This window comes from Haladaptatus sp. AB643 (assembly GCF_024136975.1).
GTDB lineage: Archaea > Halobacteriota > Halobacteria > Halobacteriales > Haladaptataceae > Haladaptatus.
The window spans coordinates 23,600-39,663 of the sequence record NZ_JAMYJW010000017.1 but is presented as its reverse complement, the minus strand read 5'-3'; the positions used below and the strand labels follow the sequence as shown (position 1 = coordinate 39,663).

Here is a 16,064-nt window from a genome sequence, read left to right as displayed (position 1 = left end):
TGTCGTCATCGACAAGCGACAGCGCACTGGAACGGATTTCGGAGAGACCGTAGGGGGAGAAACCGTTCCCGGTGCGATCATCCGTCTGGAAGGCTAGGGTGAAGAGAGCGACCCCCGAACGGCTTCACCCAGCGTCCGTCGCACGCCGGGACTGACGACCAGGAGAACGCCGACGTAGACGATGCCACCGAGCGAAACGAGCGTCAGAAGGTCGCTCCAGGACCCGACGGGGAGCGACCGGTGGACGATCGAGACGACGGCGAACATGAAAAGACTCGCACCTACTTGTGCGACCATCGGCCATGAAACCGGCTGGATACCGACCAGTTCACCCCGGAGGAAACGGAGCGCGCCGAGATACACGATCGACTCCGCGACGACCGTCGCGAGGACGACACCGATCACGCCGAACCTGAGCGTCAACAGGACGCCGAGAGCGAGGTTGACGGTGACGGCAACCGCCGACAGTCGCATCGCCACGTCCGGCCGGTCGAGACCGTTGGTCGCTTGGAGGAGCGGTCCGCTCTGCGTCCGAACGACGCGGTAGAGCGCAAGCCCGATCAACAGGAGGGCGGCATCACGGTACTCCGGTCCGTACACCGTCACGACCAGCGGTTCGGAGAGCGCAAGCGATCCGAAGAGGACGGGAAACGCGAGGATTCCGGCGTAGGCGAGCGTGTTCGAGATGTCACGCGCCGCGCCGTCCGTTCGGCCGCGTCTGGCGCTCACCGTCGCCATGAGTCCCCGACCCGCCATGTCGGCGACGAAGACGGCGGGGAATGTGAGTTTCCACGCGACTTCGTACAGCCCGACCGCCGACGTTCCGTTCACCAGTAGAAAGCCGAGCAACAACACGTCGAGGCGGTCGTACGTCGTGCTCAACAGGGACCCAGGGATGCTGTACCGGGCGTAGTCGGCGAGACTCCGGACGAACGAGCGGGACGGGATGGTCGGGCGCGCCGCGACGTACGCGACGATGGGGGGAACGGTCAGCGCGGAAGCGAGCGCGAGACCGTACACCATTCCCGCGGACCCGACCACGGTGGCGGTGCTGAGGAGCGCGACGAAGCCGATCTGCAGTGGAAGGGTGAGCGTTGAGCGAAGGGTATCCACCCACGTCGCGGCGCTGATCTTTCCCCGCCCTTGAACGAGGTTTTCGAGGGATTCGTACACCGATTCGGTGGCGAGCAAGCAGATAATCAGGAACGGCGCGAGCGCGAGTCCGGTGTAGTTCCGAAGGAAGTCACCGGCGAGGAGGGCGACCACGGCGGCGAGAACGACCCACCCGGCGTCGAATAACAACTGTGCGCCGAACGCGGGCGGGCGAAGCGCGTCGGATTCCGAGAGGCGCTTTTTGGCCGCCTGCGACCAGCCGTTCATCGGCCGGTCGGCGAACTTCACCAGCGCGAAGAGGAGATAGACGCCGCCGAACGCGCTCGGACCGAGCCATCGCGCGAAGACGATGGTCCCGGCAAACCCGATTCCGGCCATCACGAACTGCGCGATGGTTCCACCGAGGGTTTCCCGGCTGAGGCTTGTTTTCGCAGCCTCGCTCATACGTAACCGAGGTCACGGAGTTGCGCCTCGATGGCTGGCGATAGGGCCACATCGTCCGTTACGACCCGTCGGTTCAGCTCGTTCACGAGCGTATCCATTCGCTCCCGTGGCTTTGCTATTTCGCCCACCTCGTGGAGGCCGTCCGGCGTCTCCCACCCGTAGTAGTCGGCAGCGGCCATGCCGTACAGCTCCGTGTCCAGCGGCTCGATATCGAAGCCGTCACGGGCGAGCGCGGTCCGGTGGCGGTCGGTCAGGCCGTGATACTCGACCAGCCGTTCGGGTTCTTCCTCCGTCTCCGACCCCGCAAGCAGGTTTCTCCCCCTCGAATCGCCATCGAGGTTCGCGATGTCGAGAACCGTCCGATGGACGTCGAGCAGGGAGACCGGATCGTCTCGAACTTCGGCGGTTTGATCCGCGTCGTCTCCATCGGTCGCATCGGCCAGCCAGAGACACAACGGAATCCGCGTTACATCCGGATACAGCCCGCAGAGGTGTTCCCACGCGCCGTATTCGCCGAGGGCTTCGCCGTGGTCGCCGAGCGTGATGACACAGTCGAACGACTTGCGGAGTTCCGTGAAGATGGCACGATAGCGGTCCGCGAGGTAGCGAACGCCGTCGTCGTACGCTTGTCGGATTCGCTCGGGGTCCGCATCCGGCGAACCGAGCGTGGCACGAAGGCCGTCGAGTTCCGGCGGTTCGACCGTCCGGAACTCCTCGGGCGGGGAATACGGGGTGTGGGCTTCCATCAGGTTGACGAAGAGGAATTCGTCGTCGCCGAACTCGGTGTCGCGGACGAATTCGAGCGCCTCAGTCGCGCCGTCGTCGCGGGTCGCCCGACCCATCCCCAAATCACGAAGCTTGAGGAACGCGCCGCGTTTGAGCGACGGAACGGTATCGCAGTCGCCCAGTAGGATATCGCGCAGGGCGAAGGCGTAGCGTTCCGGTCCCATGTCGCGCGTCTCGGTGATGAAGCCGTCCCAATCGAAGACGTTCGACGAGAGGGCATCGAGTCGCCAACTGCCCTCGAACTGGTCGAACCCGCGATGGAAATCGAACGGGCGGGAGATGTTGACGTTCGCGCTGAATGCACGGGTGGTGTACCCGCCTTCGTGGAAGGACTCCGGAAGCACGGCTTCCGGACAGTCGAGGCGCTGTGCACCGGCGTAGATGCCCAGTTCGCTCGCGTACTTGCCCGCGAACAGCGAGGCGTGCGCCGGAACCGTCCAGTGTGAAGTCGAGTAGGCGTTCTCGAATCGAGTTCCCGGCAGCCAGTCGAAATGCTCGTCGAAGGCGTCCTTGCGAAGGGTGTCGAGGACGACGAGCGCGACGTTCATCGGTACCCCAACGCCGAGAGGCGGTCGGCGGTCGATGTCGTTTGTTCGTCCGCTCCTTTCGTCCCGTCCGCTCCTTCCGTCTCGTCCGACCCTACCATCCAGCTTTTCGGATCGTACGTTCCCGAATCGGTTCCGCTCGTGACCACCCACGGCACGTCGCGGAGGGCGCGAATCGGTGTGTTGTCGGGGTGGCCGTAGATGTACCACTCGCCGAAACCGTTGCCGTGGTCCGCCGTGATGACCACCCGGTCGGCGTCCAGATTGTCGAGCAACACCGCCACCTCGGAGAGGGCGTAGCGGAGGTTGTCACGGTAGGAGCTCCACACTTGCTCGCGGGTGAGGTCTCCCCGTCGCAAGCGTTCCCAGACGCCCACGCGCTCGCCGAACTCGCCGCGACTCATCTCGTCGCCCGGAAGCGGGTCGGGAATCGACGGGAAGTGTGGTTGCATGTAGTGGACGACCAGTTTGTCCGCGTCTATTTCGCCGTCCCCGATAGACCGTCCGGCGACGATAGCCCGGTCGGTGACGGCGCGGGCGGGAACCGTCCCCAACTCGTCGTCCCACCCGTCACGCCACACTTCGTCCAACTCGGCGAAGTTCCGCGAATCGAGATGCGCCGCGGAGTTCGGGTTCGCGGTGACGTGGACCGTATCGGAGCAATCTCGGGGGTCGAAGTTCGCGTGCATCCACTCGTCCGAGCGAGTCCCAGCAGACGCGAAGCGCCAGACGCGCTTCACGAAGGGTATCTCGGGTGCGACCTCACACATACAGTCGAACCGACAGCCGTCGAGGACGACGAGGGCGTCCCACGAGTGGTCGTATATCGACTCGCCGAACGACCCCCGTCCGGCCAGTCGCCGGAGAAAGCCTTTGTATAGCTCGTAGGCGGACGTGTCCATGCCGATCCACCCATCCTCGTGGACGCGGTCACTGCTTTCGCCTAGCCACTCCTTCAGCGTCATCGACTCCCTCCTGCGTACCGAACCCTATCGACCGCGTCCCAGAACCCTTGTCGCCAAAGCCAGTCGTTGACCCTGTCGAGCGCCGTCTTCGGAACGATCCGTTCCTCATATCGGGTCGGATACTCGCGCTGCAACCGGGCCTCGTTTTCGGCATCGATGCTTGCCCGCGTTCGGTCGGGGTGTTCCATCGTCAGCGTCGGGTCGTACCGACAGGGACCATAGGATTCCATTCGCCAGCCGAATTCCGTGTCGTCGCGCCACCCGGCGTACTCGCTTCTGAACCCACCCGCGTCGAGCGCGGTTTCGCGGTCGAACGCCAGATTACAACCGACGTACAGCCCCGTTCCACGGTACGTTCGTCCACCCGACACGCTTCCCTCGACGCACACCGCGCCATCGGAGACGGCGCTCTCCACGCTCGCAACCCAGTCGGGTGGCGGTCGGCAGTCGTCGTCGGTGAGCGCCACGATATCCGCGTTCGCCGCCTCGATGCCAGCGTTTCGTGCTTCACAGATGTCGAGCGTCGCGTCGTCGACGACCAGCACTTCGAATTCGGTGACGGTCTGATTTCGCAGGGCGGCGACCACGGCCTCGTGGTCGTTTTCCGGGACCGTCGGAATCACGACCGAAACCCGCGGCTCACTGGATTCGTATGGGTTTCGAATCATCGGTATCCACCGCGGCGCGCTTTTTCGCCGCCTCCGCGTGCGTTCGGTTGACCAGTTCGAGGAGCGATTCGGCGAACGTCGTCCTGTCGTAGCGACGGGCGAACCGTTGAATCTCGTCGGCGTCGAAATCCGAGGGGTCGAATCGTTCGACGGTTTCGCGGAGCGATTCGACGGTCGGTTCGAACCCCAATCCGGTCGTTCCCTCCACGATTTGATGACGGGTGTACCCCTCGTTCACGCCAATGAGCGGTTTCCCGGCCGTCAACGCCTCCGCACCGACCAGACCGAAATCCTCGTCCTTGGGTGCGTAGACGACGGCGGTGGCACGGGAAACGATATCCGCGACGTCTTCGACGTAGCCCAGGAGTTCGATGTTGTCGTGTCCGCGTGCGCTCCGTTCGAGCGTTTCGCGTTCTTCGCCGTCACCGACGACGAGGAGGCGTTCGTCCAGTTCCGCGAACGCATCGATCACGAGACCGATGCGTTTCTCCGGTGCAAGCCGGGACCACGTCACGAAGTACCCGTCGTCGCCGTCGTTCCGCCAATCGCCGGTTACCGGCGGGTAGATGACCGCCGCATCCCGGTCGTAGTATCGCTGAATTCGGTCGCGGACGAGTTCGCTGTTGGCGACGAACCGGTCGACGTAGTCGTTGCTCTCCTTGTCGAGTGCCCGCCAGCACTTCGCATAGCCTTTCAGCGCGAACTTGATGCCCGGATAGTCGAACTCCCCGAGTCGGTCACGATAGAGGTCGTACAGCCATCTCGGCGGACTGTGCGGGTAGTGAATCACCGTCTGCTCGACCGGCGGAACGTAGGATTTCGAAAGCGGCGCGCTCTCGATGAGTACGTCGTACTCGGTCAGTTCGTCGGCCGCGTCGGTCATATCGAACGATACCGAGAGGGTTTCCAGCGGGTTCATCCCCTCGTTTTTCCATTCGAGTAGTCGACCCGAGAGACCCCGTGTGTACTTTCCCTGCCGTATCGGAACGACGGTCACGTCGTCCGGAATTCGAACGTCGTTCGCCACGTACATCGTGTAAATCGGCGCATCGAGCACGCGCGCCGCTTCGATGGCGAATCGCTCACCACCGCCCATACCCGGGAATCTGTCGTGCAACACCGCTACGTCGTATGAATCCTGTCTCATTGGCCCACCCCTGAGCGTGACGATGGTACAGCACGCTATAGTATAAATTGTGGTGGGTGTTTTGAAAAATAGCAGCGTTCGATCCGTCGAGCAAGGGACGTTTCAGACCTACTCGAACATCGGATGGGTATCGAGTAGTTCCGTGATGACCTCGCGGACCTCCTCGTTCGCCTCCTCTTCGGGAACGACCGGGTCCATCCCGTCGAACACTTCGTGGACCATCGCAACGCCGTCCGAAAGCGTGTCCAACCCGTAGCCGCCTTCGAGAACGAACCCGAGTGCCGCGTTCGACTCGTCCGCCAGTTCACGAACTTGGGCGGTGAGCACGCCGTATCCCTCCGTCGAGACACGCATCCGGGAAATCGGGTCGTGCCGATGAGCGTCGAACCCTGCGCTCACCAACACGAGGTCGGGATCGAATTCGAGCATTGCGGGCGCGATGAGTTCGTCGAAGACCGAGCGATATTCGGGGTCGCCCGCTCCCGCCGGGAGCGGTGCGTTGAGCGTCGTTCCGTTTCCGTCCCCCTCGCCCGCTTCCTCGATTTCGCCCGTGCCGGGATACAGCCCATCCTCGTGAATCGAGATGTAGAACACGTTTCCGTCGTTGTAGAAGATGTCCTGCGTGCCGTTTCCGTGATGGACGTCCCAGTCGATGATCGCGACGCGTTCGGCCCGGCCGTCGTCGATGACCGCTTGGGCTGCGACGGCGGCGTTGTTGAAAAAACAGAACCCCATCGCATCGTCCTCTACCGCGTGGTGTCCCGGTGGACGACCCAATGCGAACGGCGTTGCACGTCCGTCTTCGCCGTCCAGTGCGGCGTTCGCGGCCCATTTTGCGAGCCCCGCGCTTTCGAGTGCGGCATCCCACGTCGCTTCGACGGCGACGGTGTCCGGGTCCCAGTTACCGCCACCGCTCTCACAGAACTCGCGTAACTCCTCGACGTACCCCTCGTCGTGAACCGCCGTGACTTCCGCTTCCGTGGCGGGTGGTGACTCTACGTATTCGACGCCGTGTTTGCGCGTGAGGGCCTGCCGAATCGCACGTAGTCGGTCGGGGTTTTCCGGATGCCGTTTTCCGGTATCGTGAGCTAAACAGACCTCGCTGTAGCCGAAGTTCATTCGAACAGCCTGAAGTAAGTCTCGATGTCCTCTGCCTTAACGGTTCGCCGGTCCGCGTGATGGGCGAGGATCGTTGCCGCCGATGCGACGTTGTCGGCGTAATCTTCGAGGATGTCCGCAAGCGCTACCCGCGCGTCCATCGAGACCCGATAATCGTCACCGATATCGAGGCGGGCAATTCGATCGACGGGAGCGACCGGAAGGGTGAGTTCGTCCTTGTCGATGACCTGCTGGACGCCGAAATCAGCCGCCATCAGTGTCTTCCGTCTATCTTTCGTCGCCTGTTTTGCAGCATCTACGGCCAGCTCCGCGCCGTGACTCTGGATCCGGCGGGCGAGTTCCTCGGCGGCATCCGCACTGACACGAAGGGTACCCGCGTTCCGTCGGATTATCGTATCGACCGGCGCGAACGGAAGCTCAACGCTCATGATCCAACAGCAGAAGTCTGTCGCCCTTAATCTTTCCCTACCGTCGTTCGCGGCAAATCGGACACGCGGAAACTGCTATCACAATAAAAAGGACGACAGTGCAGCCATCACGAATTAAAACGACGACGCCAAACCCTCGAACACGATGAGCGACCCACACGAACGCGACCGAACGATGGCGAAGGAAAAGGAAGACGAAGCGGAACAGGAAGGGGAAACCGAGGCCGAACAGGCCCGTGAGGAGGAACTCGAAGACGAGACGGAAGTCGAGCAAAAGCAGGCCCGCGAAGACGCCGCGACCGACGAACAGAACAAGGACAATCACCGCGACGAAGAGCCGTTCCAGAGCTAACTCGGAACGTCCAAAAAGCGTTAGAACACGTCCTCTGCGTCGAGCTTGCCACCACGACGTTCGCCGCGAACGGTCACTTCCTGCCCGAGGTGAACGTCGGCATCGGTCTCGACGCTTATCGTTTCTTCACCGTCGTCCAACACGACAGGGTTGCCCGCTTGAACGACCGTTCCCGTGAACTCGACTTGCTCGCCGTCGTCGGTCGATGTCGTATTCGCGTCCGCCGTCGAGTCGGATTCCGTCTCGGTCGTCGTCGTTTCTTCGACGTCGCCTTCGACGTCGCTTCCGAACGCGTCGAGTCCGGTTTCCGCCTCGTTCGTGTCGCTTTCTCCGTTCGCCGCGTCCGTCGGGGAGCTGTTGTCGAGGACGGAGATGGTCGACTGCCATCCGGCGGAGGCTTCGATGTCGTCCGCCCAGCCGTCTTTGATGGCGACGTCCGCGAACGCGACTTTGTCGCCCGGCGCGAGTTCGCGGTCGGCCTTTTCACCCCAGAGCGCGACGCGGATGTCGCCGGTTTCGTCCTGCACGCGGACGTTCTTCACTTGACCTTCCGACCCGTCGTCGCGGTCGAACGTGCGTTTCGGGTCCGATGAGCGAATCACACCGGTGATGTCCGCCGTGTCGCCGATTTCGAGGTTCGCGATCGGCGTGCTCTCGGGGACGTATTCGATGTCGGCGTCGATTTCCTCGACTGCGCCACGGTTGCCGACGTGGAGTTCGAGGTTCCCATCGCGCTCGCGGACGTACCCGTCCACGATTTCGACGGTGATGCCGGGTTCCAGTTCCTCGACGATGTCCGCACGCTCGTCCCAGAGCGTGATTCGGATTCGACCGGTTTCGTCGCCGACGGTGAGGTTGGCGACTTTGCCCTCGGAGCCGTCGTCACGGTCGAACGTACGGACGGTTCCGGTGTCGAGTAGTTTACCCGGAAGGTTCACGTCCGAGAGGCCGAGCGAGAGGTCGGAGACGGAGTAGGAGTCCTGAACCTGCACGTCGATTTCCGTGTCGTCGTCCGGTTCGGCTTGGTCCACGTTGACCTCGGTCCCGCTGTAGCCGTCCGTCGGGCGGCCCTTGATTCGCAGGACTTGGCCGGGTTCGAGTTCTTCCTCGGCACCCCGTGCCTGTTCGTCCCAGAGCGAGATTCGAATCGACCCGGTTTCGTCCGCGACGTCGACGTTCAGGACGTGACCGTCCTCCGCGTCGTCGCCGTCGCGTTCGAACGTTCGGATATCGCCGACGCTCGTCACCTTGGCAACGAATTTCACTTCCTCGATGCCGGGTTCGATGTCGGCGACGCCGTTCACCTCGCTTTCGTCCAGTTCGTGCGCGATGAGCATTGCGGCGGTTTCCTCGTCCGCAAGCCCACCCATCTGTTCGACTTTTTCCTCGACGGCGTCCCGGAACTCGTCCAGAGAGATGTCGGCGTCGAGGTCCCCATGTACCTCGTCTATAACGCCCATAATCGTACTCGGTTGCAGGGTTGGCCGTCGCTTAAGCGTTGTCTTTGTGTCGGGGAACGGAAGTCCGCCGATCCCGATCCGGTTCGAATCATAGCTATCAGTGGCCGCATTTTCGTTGATAAAGTTACGCCCCGTGCCTCGATGACGCTTTCGTGGATCGTCAGTTCTCGGTGGTGGACGAACTGCCGTCGGTGCTCGCGACCACTTTCGATTTCCCCATGCTCTCGTGGGTGACTTTCACCGACTTCGGTACCGAACCGGCGAACGTGAGCGTTGCACGGTACTCGATTTTGGTGAGACACTCCGAACAGCCGACGGTCCCGCTCTTCTTCTTCGTTCCGACCGTCACCATGTACGTCCCCGTTTTCGGGTCGGTTTTCGTACTCTTGAGGTAGGGTATCGCACAGGAGTCGCTTCCTCCGATCGTGCCGGTGATGACCATCCGCGAGTCCGTGACCTCGACGGACGCCTCGTTTTTCGGGGTTCCGCAGTTCGAACTGAGGACCTTCACCGTACCGTCCTTGAGATTCGACTCGCCGCCGTCCGCCGAGGTCGTGGTCTCCGTTCCGGTCTTCGTCGTCATCTCTTCGGTCGTCGTCCCGTCCGCCGTGGTCGTCGTGGTCGTCGTCGTAGTCGTATTCGTACTCTCGGACCCCGAACCGCCAGGACTGCCGCCGTCTCGACTGAGACAACCGGCCAGTATGCCGACCGTCGTCGCCGCACCCGCTCGTTTCAGGATGTCTCGTCGTTGCATACTATCGGATACTATACCCATTCTAAAAACTGTCCCGTAGACGAAAATAGCGATTTGAGTTATTCTCATACTGCCGCCGGGTGCGAATCGTGTGGTTGCCTCGCATCCACACACCGCCACCACATCGCAAGCGCTATTAAGCCGAGCGCGAAATGAATGAATGAGTCCTGGTAGGGTAGTGGACTATCCTCTTGGCTTGCGGAGCCAGGGACCGGAGTTCAAATCTCCGTCAGGACGTTCATTTCATTCACGACCTGACTTGCCTCACGCTCGCGTGAGGCTCACGTCAGGACGTCATTCTTACGGAACCAACTCACGAGAGCCGAGGCTCTCGTGAGTCGTGGAGGAAGATGATGACTGCGGAGATTTGAGCAGGGAAATCGCACGCCCGTGAAGGAGCGTATGCGACTGAGCAGGAACGATTTCACGATTTCAAATCTCCGTTAGACCGCTCACTTCGTTCACGCTCTGACGTGGTTTACGCTCGTTTCACTCACGTAAACCTCCGTCAGGACGTTTGTCGAATCCGACTCACTTCGTCGCGCGCAGTAGAACCTTCTCGTTGCTGAACTCGGTTACTTTCCCATCTTCAACCGTCACGTCGTACACCTCCTCGGCTTCCGGCCCGCGGACGAGTTCGTCCAGTTTCTCGCGCGCGTCCTCTCCGGGATTGGTTCGTTCGGCCCACGACTCGTAATCGAGGGATTTTCGCATGGTCGTGAGTTCGTCGACCGACAATCCGACCTCGTCGAACCGGTCGCGCCACTGCGCGGCGGAGTAGGCCTCGCCGTGAGTCGAATCACGGAGGCGTTCGAACCGGTTGTAGAACGCCGCCAGTTCGTCGTCGTCGGGAACGATGTTGTCCTCGAATGCGACCACGCCGCCGGGAGCGAGCACGCGCGCGACTTCCGACACGAAGGCGTCCGGGTTCGGGAAGTGGTGGGCCGCGATGCGGCAGGTGACGGCGTCGAACGTCCCGTCCGAGAACGGTAGCCGCTCCGCGTCGGCGACGGTGCCGACCACCGGAAACGCGTCCGTCGCCGTTTCGACCATCTCAGGGGTTGCGTCGGCGGCGACGACGATGTCGGCGTCGGCGACTTCCCCGAGCGCGCCAGCGGTGTGTCCGGCACCGCAGGCCACGTCGAGGGCGGTCGATGCGCCGTCGCACCACGACGCGAGGAGTTCGAGGTCAGCACCTTCCCGGTGAACGTCGCTGTCGAGATAAGAAGTGGCCACCGCGCCGAACGAATCCGTCGTCGCCCGCTTCCGTTCGAGTTCGTCCATGCGAGACGGTACGTCGAGCGGTGCGAATACCGTTGCCGTTTGACCAATATTCGCGGATAGATGTGGATGGATGTATGGGTCGGAGACCGTGCTATGTTGTCTCTGGCCAAATCTGGTATGAACCGGGACACTTTTGAATCTCGGCTGAATATTTACTCGTGTATGAGTAAAGCTGAAACCTACCGTTTGTTCGTTCGTGATCTGAAGAAATGGGCCGCGAAGAAAGCCGCTAAATAACCATTCTCGGTTCGAACCCCCGACGATAACCCAGTCAGGTCCCATGGGGGTTCGTTTTCCTCGGTTCGGTGTGTGACTGTTCATCGTCGGAAAGGAATTTTCGTCTCGACAAACGAGTAGTCGTATGGATACCTACCTTCGGGCCGGACTCGCCATCTACAACGCGGGTGAGTTTCACGCCGCCCACGACGCGTGGGAGGATTATTGGTTGGGCCTCGACAGCGGTACGACGGACGAACGCTTTCTCCACGGACTCATCCAGTTCACCGCCGTGGTTCACCACACGACGGATTCGAACTGGACCGGAATTCGTGGCCTCGCCGAGAGCGCGGCCGCTTACCTGGGCGACCTTCCCGGGGAGTATCGAGGCGTCGACGTCGAGACGGTTCGGAGCTACCTCCGTGCCGTTCGTGACGACCCCGAGTACGTCGAGCGGGTAGCACCGCCGCGCTTGACCGACGACGGGGCCGTCCTCCGTCCCGACGACCTCGATTTCGAGGAATCGGCCGTCGCCGCACTCGTCCTCGCCGAGGAGTTCGGCTACGAGGAGTCGGTGCTCGAACGGGCTATCGAGTTCGCGCGGATGGATTTGGAGGCGGGCGACGAAGGAAGTCGGTTCATCACGTTCGTCATGGATTTCGTTCGCCAACCTGAGAACAGGGCGTTGATCTTCCAGCGTCTGTCCCAACACGTCGAACGACGGGAGTTCCGGGAGACGGACGTTGACGGCCTGTTCGAGTAGGTGATGTCACTCAGAAACTGAGACACGATCAGGATATTGGGAATGATTTATGGTCGTGACACCCGCTAGGCACAGACAATGAGCGAGGTTTCCGCGAGCGTCGGGCGTTATCTCAGCACGATTCACCTCGTGAGCGAGAGTACCGGCCGTCCGGCCAAAACCGGCGAACTGGCGACGGCGTTGGACGTGAGCTCCGCCAGCGTCACCGAAATGCTCACCACGCTCGAAGCGCGCGACCTCGCAACGTACGAGAAGTACAAGGGGGCGAGGCTCACCGACGAAGGCGAGGAAACCGCACGCGAAGTGATGTGGAAACACTGTCTCGCGGAGAACTTCCTACTGTCAGACCTCGAAATCGATAGCCCGGAGGAAGCACGCGAGATGGGGAACGCCCTCTCGGACGAGGTGGCCGCGCGTATCCGCGAGCGTATCAACCATCCGTGTACTGGAGAGTGTAGCGCACCACATACCGAGTACAACGAGTGCTGTGACGACGTGCGCGACACGGAACCGACGGATCACGAGTGACTGGCGAATTCAGGCGAATCGGACGATCTTCTCGAAGGCATCGGACGGAAGCGTTTCGCCCGACGTGATTCCCCGTGCGGAGGTTTCTCCCAGCGAATCGGTGACGAACTGACGGGCGACGAGTGCCTTCCGGTCGTTCCCTGCCGCGAGTTCTCCGTCCGCTTCCGACAGCAACAACGCGGCGGTGTACACGTCGAAGACGTACTCGGCCAGTTCCTTCGCATGATGCTGTGCGTAGTCGTCTCCTTCCGTCGCTACCGCCCCGAGTGCCTCCTGTAGCCCCCCGAGTTCATCGCGCGTCGTCACCACGAGGTCGGTCAGTTCGTCGTGTTCCACGCCATCGAGTCGATCACGGATCAGGGCCAGTGCCGGTTCGTGTGCGTTTTCGCGAGCCATCGAACGAAGCACGTCGTTCGAGAGGATGTTCGACGTTCCCTCCCAGATGGGGAGTACCTGTGCATCGCGCAGAAGACGATGGGTGACGAAATCGTTCACGTAGCCGTTGCCGCCGTGAATTTCCATCGCGTACGAGGCGACATCGACGGCCATCCGTCCCGTTCGAGACTTTGCGATGGGGACGAGCAGTCGCATCAATCCGAACGCGTCCTCGTCACCTTGCTGATATCTGTCGAACGCCCTCCCGGCGTCGAACGTGAAGGCGGTCGCCGCTTCGTGTGCCACTGCCATCTCGACCAAGTCGCGGCGCATCAGCGGATACTGGTCGATGGATTTCCCGAACGCTTCGCGGTTGGCCGCCCGAACCTTGCTCTCCAACAGCGCCCGTCCCATGAGACCGCACGACGCGAACGCGTTCGCGATCCGTTCGAGGTTGAGCATCTCGGACATGTAGCGGAACCCCGAGTCGATTTCCCCCACGAGGTTCGCCTCGGTGCCGCCGAATTCGACCTCCCCGGTCGGAACGCTGACCGTCCCGAGTTTGTCCTTCAGGCGGCGAATCGTGTATTCGTTTTCCTCATTATCGTGGGTCGTCTCCGGTACCAAGAACAAGGACAGTCCATCGGTCCCGGCGGGTGCGTCGGGTCGCCGGGCGAGCGTGAGAATCGCTCCGGAATCGACGTTCGAGCAGAACCACTTCTCGCCGGAGAGTTCCCACCCGCTTCCGTCCTCGACGCGCTCCGCGATGGTCTCGGTCGCGCCGACGTCGCTTCCGCCCTGCCGCTCCGTGAGGAACATCGCGCCTTGGAGCAGGTCGTCGTACTCGCGGGTCGTGAGTCGATCGAAGGTTTCCGAGAGCGGACCGTCGGCACCGGAACTGTCGGCATCGGAACCGTCAGCGAACCGTTCCAACACGAGCGCGACACCGGCCGTCATCGCAACCGGGCAGGTCAACCCCACGTCGGCGTAGGCGAGCAGGTAATCCATCGTCAAGTGATGGAGCATGGGCGCCGGGGCGTCCTGCTCGGGAGGTGCCCGAAACGAGTCGGCGACAGCACCCGAACCGTACACCAGTCGCTCGCTTTCGAGTTGATGAGGATGATATTCGACCTCGTTCACGGCATCGCCGAACCGGTCGTAGCGCCGGAGTTCCGGGCCGTGCTCGTCGATGCTGTCCGAGTGCTCCGCGACGATACTTCCGACGATGTCGCCGAACTCGTCGAATCGCTCCTCGGCCCATCCTCGGTCACCGCCGTAAGTGCGTTCGACTTCGTGCTGTAGTACCGGGTCGTACTGCCAGTAGTTCAGCCCTCGCCCGCGGTCGAACTGCCCGTAGTCGACAGTCATGCTGACGAAGGAATCGCGCGCGAGCTAATTAAACGATGTCCCGAGAGGAACGATTACACGATGTCCCGGTACACGCGACCGAAGGCGATTCGCTGAAGGGTTCCGATCGCGGCTTCCTCCTTTTCGTGGTACGTCACCGCGACGACCGTTTCTGCTGCGGGTGCGACGTGCCACGCGACGTTGTCCACGTTTTCACTGCCCTCCACGTGTCTCTCGAAATCGTCCGGAACGTCGGCGTCGAACTCCTCCGTGGTTCCGGTGTGCGTTTCGAGGAGGGTGGCGAAAAGCGCGTCCCGCGCGGTGGAAACGACGTCGCTCGTCACCCGCTCGCCGTACTCTTCGCTGTCGAAGCGCATCGCTTTCGCCGTTTCCTTGACGACGGTCTGTGCTGCCGGACCGATGTCCTCGTACTGTTCGCGGGCGGCCGCTTCCGTTGCCGGGGAAAAAACGCCGTGCGTCTCCATGTCCGATACGTTTTGGGGCGAGGAACTATTCGTTTTCGTCCTGTGCCGTGTCCGTTCCGTCGGCGTCGTCGTCCTCCCCACCCTCACTTTCGTCGTTCATCATCTGCTCGGTCATCTGCCGTGCTTCCGCCATGATTCGCTGTGCGTCGGCACCCATCGCCGCATCCCGACCGTAACCACCGGCTTGCTGGAGTTCGTCTTCGAGTCCGTGTCCACCGTGTCCATGGCCGTGGTCGTGCCCGTGACCGTGGTCGTGGACCGTATCCTCGAACACCTGCGGATACTCCTCTTCGTCCGCGTACTCCGTGATTCGCGGCGCGAGTTCGTCGGGACCGTCCTCGTTCCACCCCGGCGCGTACTCGTCGAGCCACGATTCGTGTTCGTCGTCCCCGAGAATGGCCGCAAACGCGAGATGATTGGCGAGATGTTCCCCGTCAGACTGTGGCGTTTCACACACTGGACACGCATATCCCATACGTGCGATACGGTTTCCGCATTGAAAAACGATTCACTCGGTGCCGACCGGGTCGAGTTCGACTAACATCACGAGCGCGTCCTCACCGTCGCCGTAGTATTGCGGTATCGTCCGGAGATACCGGAAACCGAACTCCTGATACAGCGAAATCGCCGGTTCGTTGCTCGCTCGGACCTCCAACTTGACGCTGCGTGCGGACTGGAACTGCAACCCGGACAGCGCTCGCTTGAGCAATTCCCGCCCGATTCCTTCGCCACGGCGGGACGGATGCACCGCGAGGTCCTTGATGTGCCCGAGTGGACGCCCGTGGTTCGGGATCACGTCGGCGACGACGTAGCCGATGATCTTCACCCCGTCCGTGGCGACGAGAAACGTCGGCTCGCCGACGTACCGTTCGAACGCGGCAAACGGCCACGGCTGTTCGAACGACGCCTTCTCGATGCGGAAGATGGCGAGCAAGTCCGCGTCTTCGGCGGGGCGAATGGAGAGTGACCCCGTCTCGCTCGCAGTGGCTGTCACAACTGCGTATTCGACGCGGAGAACTAAAGCGTTCGTGCCCGACCTTTTCCTGTCGTTCGAAAGAACGGAGTTCTTTCGTGATGTCGTCAGATTCCGACGGAATCTGACTGCTAACCAGAAGCCGAAGGCTTCTGGTGATGACGAGAGAGCGACGCTCTCTCGAACCACGGTCGGGAGCAGAGACCAGCGCCAAACGGCGCTGGTCTCTGCCTGTCTCCCTGGGAAAAGGTCGATCAAAAGCCCGCGTCACCTCACTTCCGTCGCGTCCGAAGACTCGCATTCGCTCGTCTT

17 protein-coding genes and 1 tRNA gene are annotated in these 16,064 nt (G+C 62.0%); 4 read left to right on the top strand and 14 right to left on the bottom strand.

Annotated elements, in window-relative coordinates:
* Window positions 1-93 precede the first annotated feature (93 nt).
* From NKF25_RS22950 to NKF25_RS24395, 7 genes are all read right to left on the bottom strand, one after another.
* Entirely contained in the window at window positions 94-1,557 is a 1,464-nt protein-coding gene (locus tag NKF25_RS22950) for a lipopolysaccharide biosynthesis protein (protein WP_253228949.1), read from the bottom strand.
* The gene (locus tag NKF25_RS22945; RefSeq protein WP_253228948.1) at window positions 1,554-2,891 is read right to left on the bottom strand and encodes a sulfatase-like hydrolase/transferase; all 1,338 of its coding nucleotides are present in this window, start codon (window positions 2,889-2,891) and stop codon (window positions 1,554-1,556) included. Before NKF25_RS22945 ends, NKF25_RS22950 begins: the two co-directional genes overlap by 4 nt.
* Complete coding sequence (locus NKF25_RS22940) at window positions 2,888-3,853, bottom strand: hypothetical protein (protein ID WP_253228947.1); 966 nt, start codon at window positions 3,851-3,853, stop codon at window positions 2,888-2,890. Before NKF25_RS22940 ends, NKF25_RS22945 begins: the two co-directional genes overlap by 4 nt.
* Entirely contained in the window at window positions 3,850-4,521 is a 672-nt protein-coding gene (locus tag NKF25_RS22935) for a glycosyltransferase (RefSeq protein WP_253228946.1), read from the bottom strand. Before NKF25_RS22935 ends, NKF25_RS22940 begins: the two co-directional genes overlap by 4 nt.
* On the bottom strand, window positions 4,493-5,668 hold the full coding sequence (locus NKF25_RS22930; RefSeq protein WP_253228945.1) for a glycosyltransferase: 1,176 nt from the start codon (window positions 5,666-5,668) through the stop codon (window positions 4,493-4,495). Before NKF25_RS22930 ends, NKF25_RS22935 begins: the two co-directional genes overlap by 29 nt.
* A gap of 108 nt (window positions 5,669-5,776) precedes the next feature.
* Window positions 5,777-6,787 (bottom strand): histone deacetylase, encoded by a 1,011-nt coding sequence (locus NKF25_RS22925; RefSeq protein ID WP_253228944.1) that lies wholly within the window; start codon window positions 6,785-6,787, stop codon window positions 5,777-5,779.
* On the bottom strand, window positions 6,784-7,215 hold the full coding sequence (locus tag NKF25_RS24395) for a histone (protein WP_066144987.1): 432 nt from the start codon (window positions 7,213-7,215) through the stop codon (window positions 6,784-6,786). The genes NKF25_RS22925 and NKF25_RS24395 overlap by 4 nt, the downstream gene beginning before the upstream one ends.
* Window positions 7,216-7,360: 145 nt before the next feature.
* On the opposite strand from NKF25_RS24395, the gene NKF25_RS22910 reads away from it, so the two are divergent.
* Window positions 7,361-7,567, top strand: coding sequence for a hypothetical protein (locus tag NKF25_RS22910; RefSeq protein WP_253228943.1), 207 nt, complete (start codon window positions 7,361-7,363; stop codon window positions 7,565-7,567).
* A gap of 20 nt (window positions 7,568-7,587) precedes the next feature.
* Here NKF25_RS22910 and NKF25_RS22905 read toward each other — a convergent pair whose 3' ends face one another.
* Both NKF25_RS22905 and NKF25_RS22900 read right to left on the bottom strand, forming a co-directional pair.
* Entirely contained in the window at window positions 7,588-9,027 is a 1,440-nt protein-coding gene (locus tag NKF25_RS22905) for a single-stranded DNA binding protein (RefSeq protein ID WP_253228942.1), read from the bottom strand.
* A gap of 160 nt (window positions 9,028-9,187) precedes the next feature.
* Window positions 9,188-9,781, bottom strand: a complete 594-nt coding sequence (locus NKF25_RS22900; RefSeq protein ID WP_253228941.1) for a hypothetical protein — start codon at window positions 9,779-9,781, stop codon at window positions 9,188-9,190.
* Window positions 9,782-9,945: 164 nt separating this feature from the next.
* Between NKF25_RS22900 and NKF25_RS22895 the strand changes: the two genes are divergently transcribed.
* Window positions 9,946-10,018: transfer RNA gene (locus NKF25_RS22895), tRNA-Arg, on the top strand.
* 294 nt (window positions 10,019-10,312) lie between these two features.
* Here NKF25_RS22895 and NKF25_RS22890 read toward each other — a convergent pair.
* Window positions 10,313-11,065: a class I SAM-dependent methyltransferase gene (locus tag NKF25_RS22890; protein ID WP_253228940.1), complete on the bottom strand. Its 753-nt coding sequence runs from the start codon at window positions 11,063-11,065 to the stop codon at window positions 10,313-10,315.
* A 361-nt stretch (window positions 11,066-11,426) separates the two neighbouring features.
* Here NKF25_RS22890 and NKF25_RS22885 point away from each other — a divergent pair, with 361 nt between their 5' ends.
* Together NKF25_RS22885 and NKF25_RS22880 are read left to right on the top strand one after the other, a co-directional pair.
* Window positions 11,427-12,044 (top strand): DUF309 domain-containing protein, encoded by a 618-nt coding sequence (locus tag NKF25_RS22885; protein WP_253228939.1) that lies wholly within the window; start codon window positions 11,427-11,429, stop codon window positions 12,042-12,044.
* A 78-nt stretch (window positions 12,045-12,122) separates the two neighbouring features.
* Entirely contained in the window at window positions 12,123-12,572 is a 450-nt protein-coding gene (locus NKF25_RS22880) for a metal-dependent transcriptional regulator (RefSeq protein WP_253228938.1), read from the top strand.
* 9 nt (window positions 12,573-12,581) lie between these two features.
* On the opposite strand, the gene NKF25_RS22875 is transcribed toward NKF25_RS22880, so the two are convergent.
* The 4 genes from NKF25_RS22875 to rimI are packed head-to-tail and all read right to left on the bottom strand — an operon-like array spanning window position 12,582 to window position 15,773.
* Window positions 12,582-14,315: an acyl-CoA dehydrogenase family protein gene (locus NKF25_RS22875; protein ID WP_253228937.1), complete on the bottom strand. Its 1,734-nt coding sequence runs from the start codon at window positions 14,313-14,315 to the stop codon at window positions 12,582-12,584.
* A gap of 53 nt (window positions 14,316-14,368) precedes the next feature.
* Window positions 14,369-14,779, bottom strand: coding sequence for a DUF5809 family protein (locus NKF25_RS22870; RefSeq protein ID WP_253228936.1), 411 nt, complete (start codon window positions 14,777-14,779; stop codon window positions 14,369-14,371).
* A gap of 25 nt (window positions 14,780-14,804) precedes the next feature.
* Window positions 14,805-15,254: a DUF5810 domain-containing protein gene (locus NKF25_RS22865; RefSeq protein WP_253228935.1), complete on the bottom strand. Its 450-nt coding sequence runs from the start codon at window positions 15,252-15,254 to the stop codon at window positions 14,805-14,807.
* 33 nt (window positions 15,255-15,287) lie between these two features.
* A complete protein-coding gene (gene rimI, locus NKF25_RS22860; RefSeq protein ID WP_253228934.1) occupies window positions 15,288-15,773 on the bottom strand; it encodes a ribosomal protein S18-alanine N-acetyltransferase in 486 nt (161 codons plus the stop codon).
* Window positions 15,774-16,064 lie beyond the last annotated feature (291 nt).

What these genes read in the sequence shown, in the direction of transcription:
- NKF25_RS22950 (WP_253228949.1), bottom strand. Translation starts at nt 1,557, where the DNA reads ATGAGCGAGGCTGCGAAAACAAGCCTCAGCCGGGAAACCCTCGGTGGA.
- NKF25_RS22945 (WP_253228948.1), bottom strand. Translation starts at nt 2,891, where the DNA reads ATGAACGTCGCGCTCGTCGTCCTCGACACCCTTCGCAAGGACGCCTTC.
- NKF25_RS22940 (WP_253228947.1), bottom strand. Translation starts at nt 3,853, where the DNA reads ATGACGCTGAAGGAGTGGCTAGGCGAAAGCAGTGACCGCGTCCACGAG.
- NKF25_RS22935 (WP_253228946.1), bottom strand. Translation starts at nt 4,521, where the DNA reads ATGATTCGAAACCCATACGAATCCAGTGAGCCGCGGGTTTCGGTCGTG.
- NKF25_RS22930 (WP_253228945.1), bottom strand. Translation starts at nt 5,668, where the DNA reads ATGAGACAGGATTCATACGACGTAGCGGTGTTGCACGACAGATTCCCG.
- NKF25_RS22925 (WP_253228944.1), bottom strand. Translation starts at nt 6,787, where the DNA reads ATGAACTTCGGCTACAGCGAGGTCTGTTTAGCTCACGATACCGGAAAA.
- NKF25_RS24395 (WP_066144987.1), bottom strand. Translation starts at nt 7,215, where the DNA reads ATGAGCGTTGAGCTTCCGTTCGCGCCGGTCGATACGATAATCCGACGG.
- NKF25_RS22910 (WP_253228943.1), top strand. Translation starts at nt 7,361, where the DNA reads ATGAGCGACCCACACGAACGCGACCGAACGATGGCGAAGGAAAAGGAA.
- NKF25_RS22905 (WP_253228942.1), bottom strand. Translation starts at nt 9,027, where the DNA reads ATGGGCGTTATAGACGAGGTACATGGGGACCTCGACGCCGACATCTCT.
- NKF25_RS22900 (WP_253228941.1), bottom strand. Translation starts at nt 9,781, where the DNA reads ATGCAACGACGAGACATCCTGAAACGAGCGGGTGCGGCGACGACGGTC.
- NKF25_RS22890 (WP_253228940.1), bottom strand. Translation starts at nt 11,065, where the DNA reads ATGGACGAACTCGAACGGAAGCGGGCGACGACGGATTCGTTCGGCGCG.
- NKF25_RS22885 (WP_253228939.1), top strand. Translation starts at nt 11,427, where the DNA reads ATGGATACCTACCTTCGGGCCGGACTCGCCATCTACAACGCGGGTGAG.
- NKF25_RS22880 (WP_253228938.1), top strand. Translation starts at nt 12,123, where the DNA reads ATGAGCGAGGTTTCCGCGAGCGTCGGGCGTTATCTCAGCACGATTCAC.
- NKF25_RS22875 (WP_253228937.1), bottom strand. Translation starts at nt 14,315, where the DNA reads ATGACTGTCGACTACGGGCAGTTCGACCGCGGGCGAGGGCTGAACTAC.
- NKF25_RS22870 (WP_253228936.1), bottom strand. Translation starts at nt 14,779, where the DNA reads ATGGAGACGCACGGCGTTTTTTCCCCGGCAACGGAAGCGGCCGCCCGC.
- NKF25_RS22865 (WP_253228935.1), bottom strand. Translation starts at nt 15,254, where the DNA reads ATGGGATATGCGTGTCCAGTGTGTGAAACGCCACAGTCTGACGGGGAA.